Annotated in this window: 12 protein-coding genes; 3 read left to right on the top strand and 9 right to left on the bottom strand. The window is 74.6% G+C overall.

Features of this window, described 5'->3' with window-relative positions; translation table 11 throughout:
• Positions 1–178: 178 nt before the first annotated feature.
• From ACFWZH_RS03980 to ACFWZH_RS03990, 3 genes are all read right to left on the bottom strand, one after another.
• Positions 179–1,828, bottom strand: a complete 1,650-nt coding sequence (locus tag ACFWZH_RS03980) for a DNA repair helicase XPB (protein ID WP_384425042.1) — start codon at positions 1,826–1,828, stop codon at positions 179–181.
• 563 nt (positions 1,829–2,391) lie between these two features.
• Positions 2,392–2,688 carry a hypothetical protein gene (locus tag ACFWZH_RS03985; RefSeq protein ID WP_384425044.1) on the bottom strand — a complete coding sequence of 99 codons (297 nt, stop codon included), beginning with the start codon at positions 2,686–2,688 and terminating at the stop codon, positions 2,392–2,394.
• Positions 2,689–2,993: 305 nt separating this feature from the next.
• Positions 2,994–5,519, bottom strand: a complete 2,526-nt coding sequence (locus ACFWZH_RS03990) for a helicase-associated domain-containing protein (protein WP_384425046.1) — start codon at positions 5,517–5,519, stop codon at positions 2,994–2,996.
• Positions 5,520–5,729: 210 nt separating this feature from the next.
• On the opposite strand from ACFWZH_RS03990, the gene ACFWZH_RS03995 reads away from it, so the two are divergent.
• A complete protein-coding gene (locus ACFWZH_RS03995; RefSeq protein ID WP_384425048.1) occupies positions 5,730–7,031 on the top strand; it encodes a hypothetical protein in 1,302 nt (433 codons plus the stop codon).
• 55 nt (positions 7,032–7,086) lie between these two features.
• Here ACFWZH_RS03995 and ACFWZH_RS04000 read toward each other — a convergent pair whose 3' ends face one another.
• The 5 genes from ACFWZH_RS04000 to ACFWZH_RS04020 all read right to left on the bottom strand — a co-directional run bounded on the left by ACFWZH_RS04000 (position 7,087) and on the right by ACFWZH_RS04020 (position 13,338).
• Entirely contained in the window at positions 7,087–8,940 is a 1,854-nt protein-coding gene (locus tag ACFWZH_RS04000; protein WP_384425050.1) for a trypsin-like serine peptidase, read from the bottom strand.
• Positions 8,941–9,089: 149 nt separating this feature from the next.
• Positions 9,090–10,148: an ABC transporter substrate-binding protein gene (locus ACFWZH_RS04005; RefSeq protein WP_384425052.1), complete on the bottom strand. Its 1,059-nt coding sequence runs from the start codon at positions 10,146–10,148 to the stop codon at positions 9,090–9,092.
• Between the two features lie 102 nt (positions 10,149–10,250).
• Entirely contained in the window at positions 10,251–11,051 is an 801-nt protein-coding gene (locus ACFWZH_RS04010) for an ABC transporter ATP-binding protein (protein ID WP_384425634.1), read from the bottom strand.
• Positions 11,052–11,140: 89 nt separating this feature from the next.
• A complete protein-coding gene (locus ACFWZH_RS04015; RefSeq protein WP_384425054.1) occupies positions 11,141–12,268 on the bottom strand; it encodes a FecCD family ABC transporter permease in 1,128 nt (375 codons plus the stop codon).
• A 62-nt stretch (positions 12,269–12,330) separates the two neighbouring features.
• A complete protein-coding gene (locus tag ACFWZH_RS04020; protein ID WP_384425056.1) occupies positions 12,331–13,338 on the bottom strand; it encodes a FecCD family ABC transporter permease in 1,008 nt (335 codons plus the stop codon).
• 103 nt (positions 13,339–13,441) lie between these two features.
• Here ACFWZH_RS04020 and ACFWZH_RS04025 point away from each other — a divergent pair, with 103 nt between their 5' ends.
• Positions 13,442–14,098, top strand: coding sequence for an HAD family hydrolase (locus ACFWZH_RS04025; protein WP_384425058.1), 657 nt, complete (start codon positions 13,442–13,444; stop codon positions 14,096–14,098).
• On the opposite strand, the gene ACFWZH_RS04030 is transcribed toward ACFWZH_RS04025, so the two are convergent.
• Positions 14,044–14,313, bottom strand: coding sequence for a hypothetical protein (locus ACFWZH_RS04030; RefSeq protein WP_384425059.1), 270 nt, complete (start codon positions 14,311–14,313; stop codon positions 14,044–14,046). The genes ACFWZH_RS04025 and ACFWZH_RS04030 overlap by 55 nt on opposite strands.
• A gap of 193 nt (positions 14,314–14,506) precedes the next feature.
• On the opposite strand from ACFWZH_RS04030, the gene ACFWZH_RS04035 reads away from it, so the two are divergent.
• The gene (locus tag ACFWZH_RS04035; RefSeq protein WP_069572471.1) at positions 14,507–14,890 is read left to right on the top strand and encodes a cold-shock protein; all 384 of its coding nucleotides are present in this window, start codon (positions 14,507–14,509) and stop codon (positions 14,888–14,890) included.
• Positions 14,891–14,908 lie beyond the last annotated feature (18 nt).

The following is a 14,908-nucleotide window of genomic DNA, read 5'->3' on the forward strand; positions in this document are numbered from 1 at the left end:
CGCGTACGGCGCCCCCCCCGTACGCTGCACGCCGCGTACGGGGGTTGCCCGCGCCTGGGGCGGCCTGCGCCCGGGGCGGCCTGCGCCCGGGGCGGCCTGCACCCGGGCGCGGCCCACGCCCGCGGCCCACGCCCGCGGCCCACGCCCGCGGCCCACGCCCGGATCGCCTACATCACCGTCACGCGTCCTCGTCGGCCGCCAGCAGTTCGTCCGCGTCGACGATCCGGTACGCGTACCCCTGCTCGGCCAGGAAGCGCTGGCGGTGCGCCGCGAAGTCCTGGTCGATGGTGTCGCGTGCGACGACCGAGTAGAACCGCGCCTCGTGCCCGTCCGCCTTGGGGCGCAGCACCCGGCCCAGTCGCTGGGCCTCCTCCTGGCGGGAGCCGAAGGTGCCCGACACCTGGATCGCCACCGTCGCCTCGGGCAGGTCGATCGAGAAGTTCGCGACCTTCGAGACGACGAGCACCGAGATCTTGCCCTCCCGGAACGCGTCGAAGAGCTTCTCGCGCTGCGCGTTGGTGGTCTCGCCCTTGATCACGGGCGCGTCCAGATGCTCGCCCAGCTCGTCCAGCTGGTCGATGTACTGGCCGATGACCAGGGTTTGCTCGCCCTGGTGCCGGCGGACCAGCGACTCGGTCACGAACTGCTTGCTGGCGGTGGTCGCACAGAAGCGGTACTTCTCCTCGGTCTCGGCGGTCGCATACGCCAGCCGCTCCGACTCGGTCAGATTGACCCGCACCTCGACGCAGTCGGCCGGGGCGATATAGCCCTGCGCCTCGATCTCCTTCCACGGCGCGTCGAACCGCTTCGGCCCGATGAGCGAGAAGACGTCCGACTCCCGGCCGTCCTCCCGTACGAGCGTCGCGGTCAGGCCCAGCCGCCGCCGCGCCTGGAGGTCGGCGGTGAACTTGAAGACCGGCGCGGGCAGCAGGTGCACCTCGTCGTAGACGATCAGGCCCCAGTCGCGGGAGTCGAACAGCTCCAGATGCGGGTAGACGCCCTTCCGCTTGGTGGTCAGCACCTGATACGTCGCGATGGTGACCGGCCGGATCTCCTTCCGCGTCCCGCTGTACTCGCCGATCTCGTCCTCGGTCAGCGAGGTCCGCTTGACCAGCTCGTGCTTCCACTGCCGGGCCGAGACCGTGTTCGTCACCAGGATCAGCGTGGTGGCCTTCGCCTGCGCCATCGCACCGGCGCCCACCAGCGTCTTGCCCGCGCCGCACGGCAGGACGACCACGCCCGAGCCGCCGTGCCAGAAGCCCTCGACGGCGTGCTGCTGATACGGCCGCAGCGCCCAGCCGTCCTCGCGCAGCTCGATCGGATGCGCCTCACCGTCGACGTAGCCGGCCAGGTCCTCGGCCGGCCAGCCGAGCTTGAGCAGTGTCTGCTTGATCTGCCCGCGCTCGGAGGGGTGCACCACCACGCTGTCCGGGTCGATCCGCGCCCCCACCAGCGGCTGCACCTTCTTCGACCGCAGGATCTCCTCCAGCACCGGGCGGTCGGTGGTGGTCAGCACCAGCCCGTGAGCCGGGTGCTTGACCAGCGTCAGCCGCCCGTAGCGCGACATCGTCTCCGCGATGTCGACGAGCAGCGCATGTGGCACCGGATACCGCGAGAACTGCACCAGTGCGTCCACGACCTGCTCGGCGTCGTGGCCGGCGGCCCGCGCGTTCCACAGTCCCAGCGGCGTCACCCGGTACGTATGGATGTGCTCCGGCGCCCGCTCCAGCTCCGCGAACGGCGCGATGGCCCGCCGGCAGGCGTCGGCCAGCTCATGGTCCACCTCCAGCAGCAGCGTCTTGTCGCTCTGGACGATCAGGCAGGACACACATACCTCCACGGATAGGTCGCCTGGTGACAAGTGAAACACCCCACGAGTCCATTGCGGCCCGGTCTCTGCCCCCGGACCTGGCGCCGGAAGGGCGTCCCGGCCGGCGCGCCGGGCATGCGCGCAGCCCACCATCCTCGCCCATCGCGGCAGACTGGGGAAGGCGCTCGCCCGCGAAGCGGCAGCCGCCGCCCGTGCGGTGCGGCGCGCGGCGCGGGGGCGGGGGCCGCCGAGCGCGGGCCCACAGGCCGCTGACGCGATCTTGTGCGGCCCGTCGGGCTGAGAGCTACCTCACAGGTTCGCGGGTGCGTCGTGGGATGCGGAACGGACGGCTGTGCGTGCTGGTGGTGATCACGGGTGCGGAATGGGTACCCCGTGAAGTCTTGCTGTGACCTCGTGCTGTGACCTCGTGCTGTGATCTCGTGCTGTGATCTCGCGCTCTGATGTCTTGCCGGGATCTCGTGCAGTGATCTCGTGCCGGGGTCGCGTCCGGTCGGTCCGGCGTGACGTTCGGGCGAGGGGTCCGGTCGGCGTCCGTACGAGGTTGATCGTGCCGCTGCCCGTCAACGTCCGGCCGGGGTGGCTGCCGCCGCGTCGGCCAAGGCGCGGGCCCGGGTGAGGTCGGCGTCCGGCGCGCGCAGGACCGCGTGGAGGAGCTCGACGGTCTTGAGGGGGGCGGTCGAGGGGTGTCGGGGGTTGAGGTAGCGGGAGAGGGTGGTCTGGTCGACGCCCAGTCGCCCGGCGAGGGACTGCTGGGTGGGCTTGGGGCGGCCGTCGCGGGCCGATAACTCCCACCATTTCCTGAGCAGTTCGGCCAGCGCCCGTCCCGCCTCCCGCTCCGAGCTGGTTGGTTGCGTCATGGGTCCCCCCGGGTCTTTTGCTGTCTGGGCCTGCGCGCGAGCCTGGCAGATCGTGGTGGGGTCCCCTGCCGCCGCCGCATGGGGCAGGAGTGCGGCCGGTCGGGCCCCGCGCCTTCCCCTCCGCTTGCCCTCCACGCCGCCAGTCCTGGCCGAGGGCCGCTCCGGCCTGCGCGGATCCGGCGGCACGGGCGTTCAGCAGGCCCGTGCGGCAAGGAGAACGAAGGGAGTGCATATGCCCCTGGCATATTCATCCGTTCGGGTGCGGACGGTCCGCCGGCCTCCGGCCGGTGCCCGCCGGAGGTCCGTCAGACCGCGTCGTCCGCCAGCTCGGCCACGCCCGTGATCCGGTGCAGCGGATACGTACGGACCTCGTCGGAGGTGTGGTCGTAGGCCGTCACGAAGCCGCCCTCCACCCGCACGGGGGCGATCACCCGCTGGCTGGCGGCGCCGTCGGCGTTGACGTAGCCGATCCACAGGGCCGAGTTGGTCAGCACCGCGGCCTGCATGGTGGCGAGGGTCTCGGCGGACGTGGTGCGGGGGAGGGCGCCGGGTGTCGGGGCCGGTGCGCGTACCGGCTTGCGTTCCGCGGTGGCGGCCAGATCGCCGGCGCGGATCGCGCGGACCGCCGCTTCGAGGAGGGTGTGGTCGGGGGACGGCGGGCCGTCGGGGACCGGGGCGGGGGCGCTGCGCGGTGCGGTGCGGTAGGAGTCGGCGCGGGCGATCAGGACGTCGCCGGCCGCGGACTCGGCGGCCGGCGCGTAGCCCATCGCCCGCAGCCCGTCCAGGAGTTGGTCGGGGGCGGTCTGGGCGGCGAGCACGGTCGGGGCCAGGCGGCGCAGGCGCAGCGGGGCGGCGCGGCGGTCGGCGAGGATCTCGGACAGCAGCGCGTCGTCGTCGCAGCGCACGTACGCGGCGGCCGCGCCGATCCGCAACTGGCCGTGCCTGCGGGCCACATCGTCGATGAGGTAGGCGAGCGGCTGGGGGACCGGGGTACGGGAGTGGGTGCGCAGGAACTCCTGGAGCTCGGCGGCGGAGCGGCCGGCGTCCAGGGCGCGGCGTACCGAGCCGGGCGTGAAGCGGTAGACCGTCGCACCGCCCTTGGACTCGATGTCGGCCAGTACGCCGAGCGCCTCGGCGAGCGGGCGGCGCAGCGGCCCGGGGGCGACGGCGGTCAGGTCCGCCTGCAGCAGGACGTGGTCGAGCGGCTCGGGCAGGAGGGGGGCGAGCAGGTCCGCGGCGCGGGACGCGGCGGCGCCGGTCTCGGCGGGGGAGGGCGGGACGGCGGCGTCCTGGGGGCCGCCGCCCGCGGCGCCGATCAGGGCCCGCCCGTGGGTGGCGAGCGCGCCTCGTCCCGTCACGCCGAGCAACTCGGCCTCGGACAGGGCCCATTGGGCCAGGCGGGTGCGGAGGTCGTCTCCGGGGGAGGGCGCGGCGGGGGACCCGTCGCCGGACGCGGCCGCCGTGTCCTGGCCCGCGGCGGCTTGCGCGCCCCGCAGGGGCCGCTCCCATCGCAGCCGGGACAGCACCGCCGTCGCCGGTGCGGAGGTGCCCGCCGGCAGGCCGGCCAGGAGTCCGAGCGCGCGGCGGCGGACCTCGGGCGCCGCGGAGCGGTCCAGGTTCGGGCCGAGGGCGGCGAGCGCCCGGCCCTTGGCATCGGCGGTGCCGACCACGCCCGGGGTGCGGGTCGCCGGCAGCCAGCCGGCCGCCAGCACCGCCCAGCGCTCGTGATCGGGCAGCTCCAGCCACTCCTCGGCCGCCGGGGTCGCCGCGTACCGCTCGTCGGCCTCGCCGTCGGAGGCGATCAGACCGGCCGCGTAGGAGAGTTCGAGCCAGAAGGCGGCGAGCTGCTCGGTGGTGTCCAGGGCGACGGCGGTCCGCTTGAGGTCGCGCACGCTCAGGCCCCCGGCGCGCAGGACGGGAGGTCCGCCCAGATCCCACTCCTTGAGCAGCTCCTCGACGGTCGCCAGCGCCGTGAACGCCTGGCTCGCGGCGGCGCTGTCCACAAGCTGTGGATCGCGCTCCGTCGTCGGCGTCAGCGCGGGCGGCACCGGCTCCGGGGTGCGGTGCGCGCGTCCGCCGCGCAGATGCAGTGCCGCCTCCCTGGGCAGGACGACGTTGCGGCCGCCCGCCGGGATCAGCAGGCCCCGGTCGAGCAGCCACTGCAGATGGGGCGCCGGCCGGTCGGTGACACCGCCGTAGGGAGGGCCCCACAGCAGCTTGTCGAGGACGGCGACGGACTCGGCGGGCGCGGTGTCCAGCAGCGCCGCCATACCGGCGCGGTCGCGGAAGAGCGAGGTGAGCGCGGCCACCGCGGAGACCGGATCGTGGGTGGCGGGCAGGCCGGCCGCGGCGATGATCTCCTGGAGCCGGCCCGGCGACATCCCGGCCATGGCCTCGGCGACGGTGGGGCCCAGGCCGGTCGGTGAGGGGTGCGCGGGGCTCGGCGTGAGCAGTTCACGCGCCGTGCGCACCAGCCGCAGCCGGTCGTCCGGCCCCCACACCAGCGCCTGTGCGCGCAGCTCGGCCACCGCCCGGGGCAGCTCGGCCGCGACCGCCTCGTCCCCGGTGTCCCCGCCCATCAGCGCGCCCAGCGTGCCGTACGGACACGGGTCGGGCGCCACCGCCAGCGCCTCGGCGGTCTGCAGCGCGAACCGGTCGAGCCGCTCCACCGCGCGGACCACCGACGCCCGCGTCCCGGCCCGGGTCGCCAGCTGGGTGACATCGCCCGGCACCGGATTGAGCAGGTCGGGCCGCGCCCGCAGCAGCCCGACGAGCCCGCTGTCGGTGCGGGTCCGGAGCTCCTCGGCCAGGGTGCGCGGCGTGTCGGTCATTCGTCCTACGTTAGCGGGGCCGGGGAGGCGGGGGCAGTCAGCGGCGGTACGGCGTCGGTGCGCGGCGCACCCGGCCTGCGGTGCGGCACCCGTGCGCGGCGCACTCGGCCTCCCCCGCGGCGCGCGTGCGCGGCGCACCCGCCTCCGGTCCGGCAGCCGGCCGACCGGGTACCGTCGAGGCAGCAACCAGCGGACGCCGCAGGGGATTTCGTGGGGATCGAGAGCGATCAGCTCGTCTTTGACTACCTGAGCCGGGTGGGCGACCTGGCCCAGCAGCGGGGCCTGCCCAGCGCCACACGGATGCGCCTGGTGAGCGGGCTCAGAGCCGAGATAGACAGCCAACAGAGCGGTTCGGCGTCCGGCGTCCGGCGCCTGCTGGCGCGCCTGGGGACGCCGGAGGCGGTGGTCGCGGCGGCGCAGGGCGCGGACGACCGGCCGCCGGGGGCGCTCGGGGGCGGCACGGGCCCGGGGCGGGCCCCGGGAGGCGGCCCCGCCCCGGACGGGCCCGCCGTGCCGATCGGCACCCGGCCCGCCGAGCCGCCGCGGCCGCCGAGGGCCGCCGGTGCGTCCCGGCTGTGGTCCGGCGCGCGCGACAGGCTCAGCGAGCTGGCCGCGCGCGGCGGGCTGACGGGCAGGGCCCCCACGGCCGGCCATGACACGAGCGGTGGCCCGCTGCCGTCCCCGCGCGACGGTACGGCGGGCCCCTCCGCGACCGGTACGTCCTCCTCGTCGGCCCTGTCCTCCGCGCCGACGGTCGGTCTGCCCCCGCACCTCGCCGGTGCGGACGAGCTGGGCGACGCGCAGGACGCGCCCGACTGGTGGCGCGTGGAGCCGGCGCCGTTCGGCCCGGGTGAGACCGTGCCCGGCTTCGTCGGTGGGATCGAGATCCCCGAGATATGGGACCGGCCGAAGAGCGGCGCCGACGGCGACAAGGACGGTGACGGCGAGGGTGACGGTGGCCAGCTGTCGCTGAAGAAGGGCGGCGGAGCCGGGGCCGGCGGCGAGGGGCCGCGGAGCGCCGACGAGGAGGCCGCGCCGGACGACCGGCGCCCGCTGCCCGGGCTGCTGCGCCGCGCGCTCGCCCGGCGGCGCGGCGCGGCGGCCGGTGAGGAGACCGCGGCCGACGAGACCGGGGGCGATCAGGCGGCGGCCGGCGGGCCGGTCCCGTTGCGGGCCTGGCTCAGCCCGGTGCCGACGCTGGCCGTCCTCCTGCTGGTGGCGGGCGCGGTCCTGGGGTCGTGGCTCGCGCTGGCGGGCGGCTGGGCGCTGGCCTACCTGTCCCGGCGGCTGACGCCCGCCGAGGCCAAGTTCGCGGCGCTCGGCCTGCCCGGTCTGGTCGCCGCCGGTCTGGTGGTGTGGCTGTGGGGCCGCTTCGACGGCCGCTGGGGCGACCCGATCGCCCGCGGCCACCTGGGGCCGGAACTCCTCGCCGGGCTGCCGGCCATGGCCCGGACGGCGGCCGTCGCCTCGGCACTGTTCCTGGTGTGGCGGATGCGACGGGCGGCGCGCTGAGGACGCCGTGCCGACGGCGGGCGGGCACCGGCTGGGCGCCCGCCCGCCGCCCCGCTCAGCTGCCGGGCTTCGGGATCAGCGTGCGCTCCCGGCCCAGGGCCCGGGTGCTGGAGTCGGGGTTGAGGGTGAGCTTTCCGTCCCGCCAGCGGGCCACGACGTCGTCGGCCCGGCCGTCGCCGCCGAAGGCCCCGACGGCCGCCATGGCGACGTCGCGCCACGGGGACTTCGGCGCCCGCAGCCGCCGCTCCTTCTTGAGCTGCGCTCCGGCGGCGTCCTCGAAGGCCGACACCTCCCCGTCGGCCCAGCGGACCAAGAGGTCCTGGCCGGCCGACGAGGCGGCGAGGTCGCCGGCGGCGATGTCCCGGGCGTAGGTCCAGGTCCGGTTGGGGCCGATGAGTTGCTTCTCGGCGTGCAGACCCTTGTCGTCGACGTTGGTGTAGACGCTCACATGGCCGTCGGACCAGCGCACGAGGAGATCGTCGGCGCGCTGGTTGCCGCCGCCGAAGCGGCCCGCGGCGATGCCGTGCGCACGGGTCCAGAAGCTGCCGCGGGGGCGCAGCCGGATCTCGTTGCCGAGCTTGGTGGTCTCGTCGACGTCCTTGTAGAGCGTCACTTCCCCGTCCGACCAGCGCACGACGAGGTCGTAGGTGGCGGAGCCGGTGAAGTCGCCCGCCGTGAGGGACGCGGCGTGCCGGAAGGTGGAGCCGGCGGCCGCCAGCCGGACGCCCTTGCCGAACCCGTACGCGCCGTTGCCGGGGTACAGCGTCACCTCGCCGTCGGACCGGCCCACGATCAGGTCGCCGTTGCCGTTGCGTACCGAGGAGCTGTGGAAGCGGCCGCCGGCCATCACCTTGGTGTGCTGCCAGGCCGTGGCGTCCCCCAGGGGGCTGGGGGTGTCCGGCCGTGCCCCGTCGACCGCCTGGCGGTAGAGCCGGAAGACGTCCTCGTCGAACTGCGAGCTGTAGGAGATGTGGTCGTAGCGCCCGCCGGTCTGGTAGCCGCCGATCGCGCCGATGAGCTTGCCGCGCCGGCCGTCGAAGTCCGTCAGGAACGGGCCCCCGCTGACGCCCGACCGGAACCCGGCGCACTCGATCTCCAGGAACCTGCCCTGGAAGGCCTTGGTGCTGTTGGTGCACCGCAGTGGCGTCTTCTGGCCACCGGGGTAGCCGACGACGGTCACGTTGTCGCGTGCCAGCTGCGAGGCGGGGACGGCGGTGAGCTCGTTGCCGCGGCCGGTCGCGTCCTCCAGCAGCTGCCCCTGCGCGTTCGGGCCGACGCGCAGCAGCGCGAAGTCCACGTCGTCGTCGGGCTTGGACTGCAGGTAGCGTCCGTCGATCCAGACCTGTCCCGGCAGCATCGGGAAGATCCCGTACGGCATCTCACCGGGCTGGCCCGGCTTCGTGGCGCCGGCGCGGTAACCGGGGACGAAGGCGACGCTGCGGTACGGCTTGTCGCCCTTGAGGCAGTGCGCGGCCGTGATGACCAGGCTCTTCGTCGGGGAGGTCACGGAGTTGGCGGTGCAGAACTGGTCGGCGGTCGCCGATCCGTCGCCGGCGCGGAGGAGGAAGACGCCGACGGTGGCGACGCCCTGTCCCGCCGGGGCGCTCGGCACCCGCAGCGAGCGCTTTCGCCGCTCGTCGGGGGCGGCCGGCGCGCTTGCGGCGTCCTCCACCGGGACGGCCGCACGGATCCGTTCCGGGGTCCAGTAGCGCTCCGCCTCCCGGGCCGGCCGGATGTCGCCGTCGCTCACGCCCTTGGACCGCTCTTGCGGGCGGGCGGAGGAGCCGGCGGAAGGGGAGGGCGAGGGCCCGGGGGAATCGGCCGTGGTCGCCGTCGCCGTGGCGCCGCCGGCGAGCGCGGCACAGACGGCCACCGCGAGGGCGCGGGTCCACAGTGCGGGTCTGGTCAAACGTATGTGTCTCATCAGGTCTTCCATTGACGGCTCATCAGCCGGGCCACCGGACAGTGCAGTTCCGGCTCAGCCGGCCTGCTCGATCTTGCCGTGTGCCCCGGCGGCGCCCGCACCCGGGTGGGGCGGGGCGCCGCCTTGGTTCCCGGCTACTTCTTGACCAGCCGCTGCTGCACCTCGTCCAGGATCTTGCCGGCGGCCGTGTAGCCGATGCCCTGGATCCAGAGCTGGTCGTCGACGCGGAAGGACCGGCCGCCGGTGACGGCCCGCATGTGCTTCCACAGGCCGCCGGTGGTGATCTGGGCCTCCTTGGACTTCTCCGGGGTGCCGTAGGAGGCGTAGAAGACGGCGTCGGCGTCGGCCTTGTTGACCTGCTCGGGGCCGACCTCGACCATCAGGCCGTCCTTGGAGCCGTCGACGACGTCGGTCGGGCCGGTGCCGATGTCGGCGAGGACGGTGCCGATGTAGCTCCGGCAGCCGTAGATGCGGGTGTCGGCGCCCTCGACGAAGCGGACGATGTTGGTGCGGAGCCCGCGGGCCGCCGCCGGGCCGCCGAGGGCCTTGGTGACGCGCCCGGCGTGCGCCTCGTACGCGGCGACCGCGCGCCGCGCCTGGGGGATCCTGCCCAGCGCGTCGGCGTGCGTGGCGAAGTTCTGCTTCCAGGGGTAGCCGGTGGTCTCGGTCATCACGGTCGGCGCGATCTTCGTCAGCTGGTCGTAGCGCTGACCGTCGCGGACCTTGCTGGTCAGGATCAGATCGGGCTTGAGGGCGGCGACCGCCTCCAGGTTCGGGGCGCCGATCTTGCCGACGTCCTTGATGCCGGCGACCTGGTCCTTGGCGAGGTAGTCCAGGAAGCCCGAGGCCACGTCGGAGCGGGTGGCGCCGACCGGCTTGACGCCCAGGGTGATCGCGGAGTCCAGCTCGGCGGTGTCCAGGACGACCACCCGCTTCGGGGAGTTCGGCACCCGCACCTCGCCCATGGCCGTGCGCACCGGGTGGGTGCCGCCGCCGGCGGCCGGCTTCGCCCAGGTCGTGGCCGGCTGCTCGGGGCAGTCGGCGGCCTTGAAGGAACCCGAGGAGCCGTCGGAGGCGTCGTGGCCGGACCCGCAGCCGGTCAGGGCGAGGGAGGCCACGAGCACGCCGGCGGCGGCGAGGACGCCGGTGGGGGAGACGGCGGCGGCGCGGCGCGCGGCGGTGGAACGGAACATGACATGTCCTTTCGGCTCGGAGGGAGGACAGAGCGGGGAGGGGGGTGGCGAGGGTCGGCGGCGGGGGAGGGACGGGCGCCGCCGGATGCTCCCGGCGGGCCGCTACTCCCGGCGGGGCGGCTGCCAGGGGCGAGCGGGGACGACCAGCGGCGAGGCGGTCACCGGATCCGGTACGACCACCGACTCCAGTCCGAAGACCTCGTGGACCAGTTCGGCGGTGACGACCTGGCCGGGGTGGCCCTGGGCGACGATCCGGCCGCCCTTCATCGCCACCAGGTGGTCGGCGTAGCGGGCGGCCTGGTTGAGGTCGTGGAGCACGGCGACGACGGTGCGGCCGCGGTCGTGGTTCAGCTGCCGTACCAGGTCGAGCACCTCGACCTGGTGGGCGATGTCCAGGTACGTCGTCGGCTCGTCGAGGAGCAGCAGATCGGTCTCCTGGGCCAGGGCCATGGCGATCCACACCCGCTGGCGCTGGCCGCCGGAGAGTTCGTCCACCGCGCGGTCGGCCAGCTGCGCCACGTCCGTCCGCGCCATGGCCTCGCCGACCGCGCGTTCGTCGTCCGCCGACCACTGCTGCCACCAGCGCTGATGCGGCTGGCGGCCGCGGGCGACCAGATCGGCGACGGTGATCGCCTCGGGGGCGACGGGGGTCTGCGGCAGCAGCCCGAGGGACTGGGCGATCTTCTTGGTGGGGAGGCGCGCGAGGTCCGTGCCGTCCAGCAGGACCGCACCGTGACGGGGCCTCAGCAGCCGCCCGAGGGCGCGCAGCAGCGTCGACTTGCCGCAGGCGTTGGGGCCGACGACGACGGTGACCGCGCCGGGCGGCACGTCCAGGTCCAGGCCGTCGACGACGATGCGGTCCTCGTAGGCGAGGGTGAGCGCACGGGCCGTCAGCCGGCTCACGGCGCCCGGCTCTATCCCGTCGCCGCCGTCCCCGTCCCGCTCGCCGGTCACGGCGCCCTCGCCCCGCCCGCCCGTCTGCCCGGTCCCGGTCACGCTGTTCCTCCTGCCGCGGCCCGGCCACGGGCCCGGTGGCCCCTGACGATGAGCCAGATCAGATACGGGGCGCCGACGGCGGCGGTCAGCACGCCCACCGGCAGCTCCGTCGGCGCGAAGAGCTTGCGGGCGAGCAGATCGCCCGCGACGACGACGAAGGCACCCAGGAGAGCCGAGCACAGCAGCGGTATCTGGGCGCCGCGCGTCAGCCGGCGGGCGATCTGCGGGGCCAGCAGCGCCACGAAGTCCACGGGGCCGGCCGCCCCGGTCGCCAGCGAGGCCAGGACCACACCGACCGCGACCAGGCCGAGGCGGGTGCGGCCCAGCCGGACGCCCAGCGCCGTCGCGGTGCCGTCGTCCAGCGAGACGGTCCGCTGGGCGCGGGCCGCCCACAGCACGCCCGGCAGCAGCACCAGCAGCGCCCAGCCCAGCGGCGCCGCCTCGGCCCAGCCGCGCCCGTTGAGCGACCCGGTCATCCACACCTGGGCCTGCTGGGCGACGAGGTAGTCGCCCTTGGTCAGGAACAGATGGGTGACGGAGCGGAGCGCGACCGCGCAGCCGATGCCGATCAGGACGAAGCGGGTGGCGTGCAGGCCGCCGCGCCAGGCGAAGAGATAGACCAGTGCGGCGGCCAGGACGCCGCCGGCGACGGACAGATACGGCAGGACGGCGTACGAGGTGACGCCGAAGGTCATCGCACCGACCGTCAGCGCGCTCGCGCCCTGGCTGATGCCGATGATGTCGGGGCTGGCGAGCGGGTTGCGGGCCACCGTCTGGATCAGCGCGCCGGCGACCCCGAAGGCCGCGCCGACCATCAGGCCGACGGTCATCCGCGGCAGCCGCAGGGTGGAGACGACCACCTCCTGGGCGGACGGCCGGCCCAGGAGGACGTCGACGACCTCGGACGGGGCCACGAAGCGCTCGCCGACGCAGAGGTAGCCCACACACGCCAGCGCCAGCAGGACGGTCAGTACGGCCGCGACCACGGCCGCGCGGCGGTGCAGCAGGAACGAGCCGCGCCCGGCCCGTACCAGCGCGTACCCGGCCGGCCGCAGTGCGACACGGCGGCCGGGCGCGGCGGCCGCCGCGAGATCGGCCGTGCCGCCCGGGAGCGGCGTCCCCATCGACCTCTCAGGGTCCGTCATGCCGCTCTGGAGCGGCCTCCCCGGCGACCTCTCAGAGTCCGTCATGCCGCCACCGCTGCCCTTCGCCTCACCAGAGCAACCAGGCACGGCACCCCGATCAGCGCGGTCATCACACCCGCCGGGACCTCCGACGGCGGGAACAGGACCCGGCCGACGGTGTCGGAGACCAGTACGACGACCGGGCCGAGCAGCGCGGCCATCGGCAGTACCCAGCGGTGGCCGCCGCCCACCATCGCGCGGGCGAGGTGCGGGACGGCCAGGCCCACGAAGGCGATCGGGCCGGCCGCGGCGACACCCGCGCCGGTCAGCACCGTCGCGCCCAGCCCGCCCACGATCCGTACGGCGGCGACGTTCTGCCCCAGACCCCGCGCGACGTCCTCGCCGAGCGCCAGCGCGTCCAGGCCGCGCGCGACGGACAGCACGAGCACCGCACCCGCCAGCAAAAACGGCCAGATCTGTGCGGCCACCTCGGTGTCCCGGCCGGTGAGCGAGCCGACCTGCCAGAAGCGGAACTCGTCCAGGGCGGCGGCCCTGGTCGTCAGGATCGCCATCGTCACCGACACCAGCAGGGCGTTGACGGCGGCCCCGGACAGCGCGAGCTTGACCGGGGTGGCGCCGCCGCGGCCGCGGGTGGCGACGGCGTAGACGACGACGGCGGCGATCCCGGCGCCGGCGAAGGCGAACCAGACATAGCCGGTCAGGCTGTGGACCCCGGCGAAGGCGATGGCGATCACCACGGCTGCCGAGGCGCCCTGGCCGATGCCGAGGATGCCGGGGTCGGCGATCGGATTGCGGGTGATGCCCTGCATGACCGTGCCGGCCATCGCCAGCGCGGCGCCGACCAGCACGCCGATGAGCGTGCGCGGCAGCCGCAGGTACCGGACCACCTGCGCGGCATCGCCGTCCCCGCCGTGGACGAGGGCGTCCAGCACCTCGGACGGGGCGAACGCGCGGCTGCCGACGGCCAGCGAGAGGACCACCGCCAGCAGCAGGGCGAGCAGCGCCGCCGCCACGAGGCCGAGGCGGCGGCCGGGCGTCCGGGGCGTCATAGGCAGGTCACTTTGCGGAGAGATGGCCGGAAGTTAGGTAAGGCAGGGCTAAGAGTACGGCCTGGCCGCCGGGCCGCCCGCGGTCGCCTGCACAATGGCTGGCATGGCTGCGTACCCCCTGACGGTCGGCTTCGACCTCGATATGACGCTGATCGACTCCCGCCCCGGAATCAAGGCCGCCTACGAGGAGCTGTCCGCCAGGACCGGCACCTTCGTCGACGCCGAGGCCGCGGTGACCCGGCTGGGGCCGCCGCTGGAGCAGGAGATCCGCCGCTGGTTCCCCCAGGAGCGGGTCGCGGAGATCAGCGACCTGTACCGCTCGCTGTACCCGCAGTACGCGATCGCGTCGACGCCGGCCATGCCCGGTGCCCGGGAGGCCCTCGCCGCGGTCGCGGCGGCGGGCGGCCGGACGATCGTGGTGACCGCCAAGTTCGAGCCGAACGCCAAACTGCACCTGGCGCACCTGGGCATCGAACCGGACGCCGTCATCGGCTCGCTGTGGGCGGAGGCCAAGGCCGAGGCGCTGCGCGAGCACGGTGCGCGGATCTACGTCGGCGACCACACCGGTGACGTCCGGGGTGCGCGCGCCGCGGGCGCGCTGTCGGTCGCCGTGGCCACCGGTCCGTGCGAGGGCGGCGAGTTGCTGGCGGCCGGCGCCGATGTGCTGCTCGACGACCTCACCCAGTTCCCGGCGTGGCTGGATCGCTACGTCGCGGAAGGGGCAGAAGGGGCGGATCCCTCGGAGGCCGCCTCGGCCTGACGGCGCTGCGCGGCGGCGGAGCGGACCACTCCGGTCGCGGCGATCAGGAAGCCGAGGCCCATCAGCATGCACACCCAGTAGAAGGCGGACGGCAGCGGGTGGGTCCCGAGGAACAGCGGCGTCACCGTGGCGAGAGTGGCCGCTGCGCCAACTAGGAACATGATCGCGCCGATTCGGACCAGCAGATCCCCGGCCTGGGGAGTTTCGTCAGACACCTGACCAGGGTAAGTCCGGGCCAGAAGCGCTGAGGATCCACCCGGCGGCGTCTTGTCACCGGCCCGGGGACCATTAGCCTTGGTGGTGGCGGGTCCTGCGGCCCGCTGCATTGCTATCCAGACCCGATTCCGCCGCTGCTTCGCGGTGGATGCGGCCCAGTTTTTTCCAACGAGTACGAGGACGAGGACAGACGTGCCTACCGGCAAGGTCAAGTGGTTCAACAGCGAGAAGGGCTTCGGCTTTCTCTCCCGCGATGACGGCGGTGACGTCTTCGTGCACTCGTCGGTGCTGCCCGACGGCGTGGCCGCGCTCAAGCCTGGCCAGCGCGTCGAATTCGGCGTCGTCGCGGGCCAGCGCGGCGACCAGGCGCTGACCGTGACACTCCTCGACCCCGCCCCCTCGGTAGCCGCGGCCCAGCGCCGCAAGCCCGACGAACTCGCCTCGATCGTGCAGGACCTCACCACGCTGCTGGAGAACGTCACCCAGCAGCTGGAGCGCGGCCGCTACCCCGACAAGGCGCACGGCTCGAAGATCGCCGGCATGCTGCGCGCGGTCGCCGACCAGCTGGACGTCTGAAGCGGGCCCGCCCAGGGC

Origin of the sequence: Streptomyces sp. NPDC059008 (assembly GCF_042749045.1) — a bacterium.
GTDB lineage: Bacteria > Actinomycetota > Actinomycetes > Streptomycetales > Streptomycetaceae > Streptomyces.

Bases quoted from the DNA above. Each gene is read 5' to 3' on its own strand.
- ACFWZH_RS03985 (WP_384425044.1), bottom strand. From the start codon at position 2,688: ATGACGCAACCAACCAGCTCGGAGCGGGAGGCGGGACGGGCGCTGGCC.
- ACFWZH_RS03990 (WP_384425046.1), bottom strand. From the start codon at position 5,519: ATGACCGACACGCCGCGCACCCTGGCCGAGGAGCTCCGGACCCGCACC.
- ACFWZH_RS04005 (WP_384425052.1), bottom strand. From the start codon at position 10,148: ATGTTCCGTTCCACCGCCGCGCGCCGCGCCGCCGCCGTCTCCCCCACC.
- ACFWZH_RS04015 (WP_384425054.1), bottom strand. From the start codon at position 12,268: ATGGGGACGCCGCTCCCGGGCGGCACGGCCGATCTCGCGGCGGCCGCC.
- ACFWZH_RS04020 (WP_384425056.1), bottom strand. From the start codon at position 13,338: ATGACGCCCCGGACGCCCGGCCGCCGCCTCGGCCTCGTGGCGGCGGCG.
- ACFWZH_RS04025 (WP_384425058.1), top strand. From the start codon at position 13,442: ATGGCTGCGTACCCCCTGACGGTCGGCTTCGACCTCGATATGACGCTG.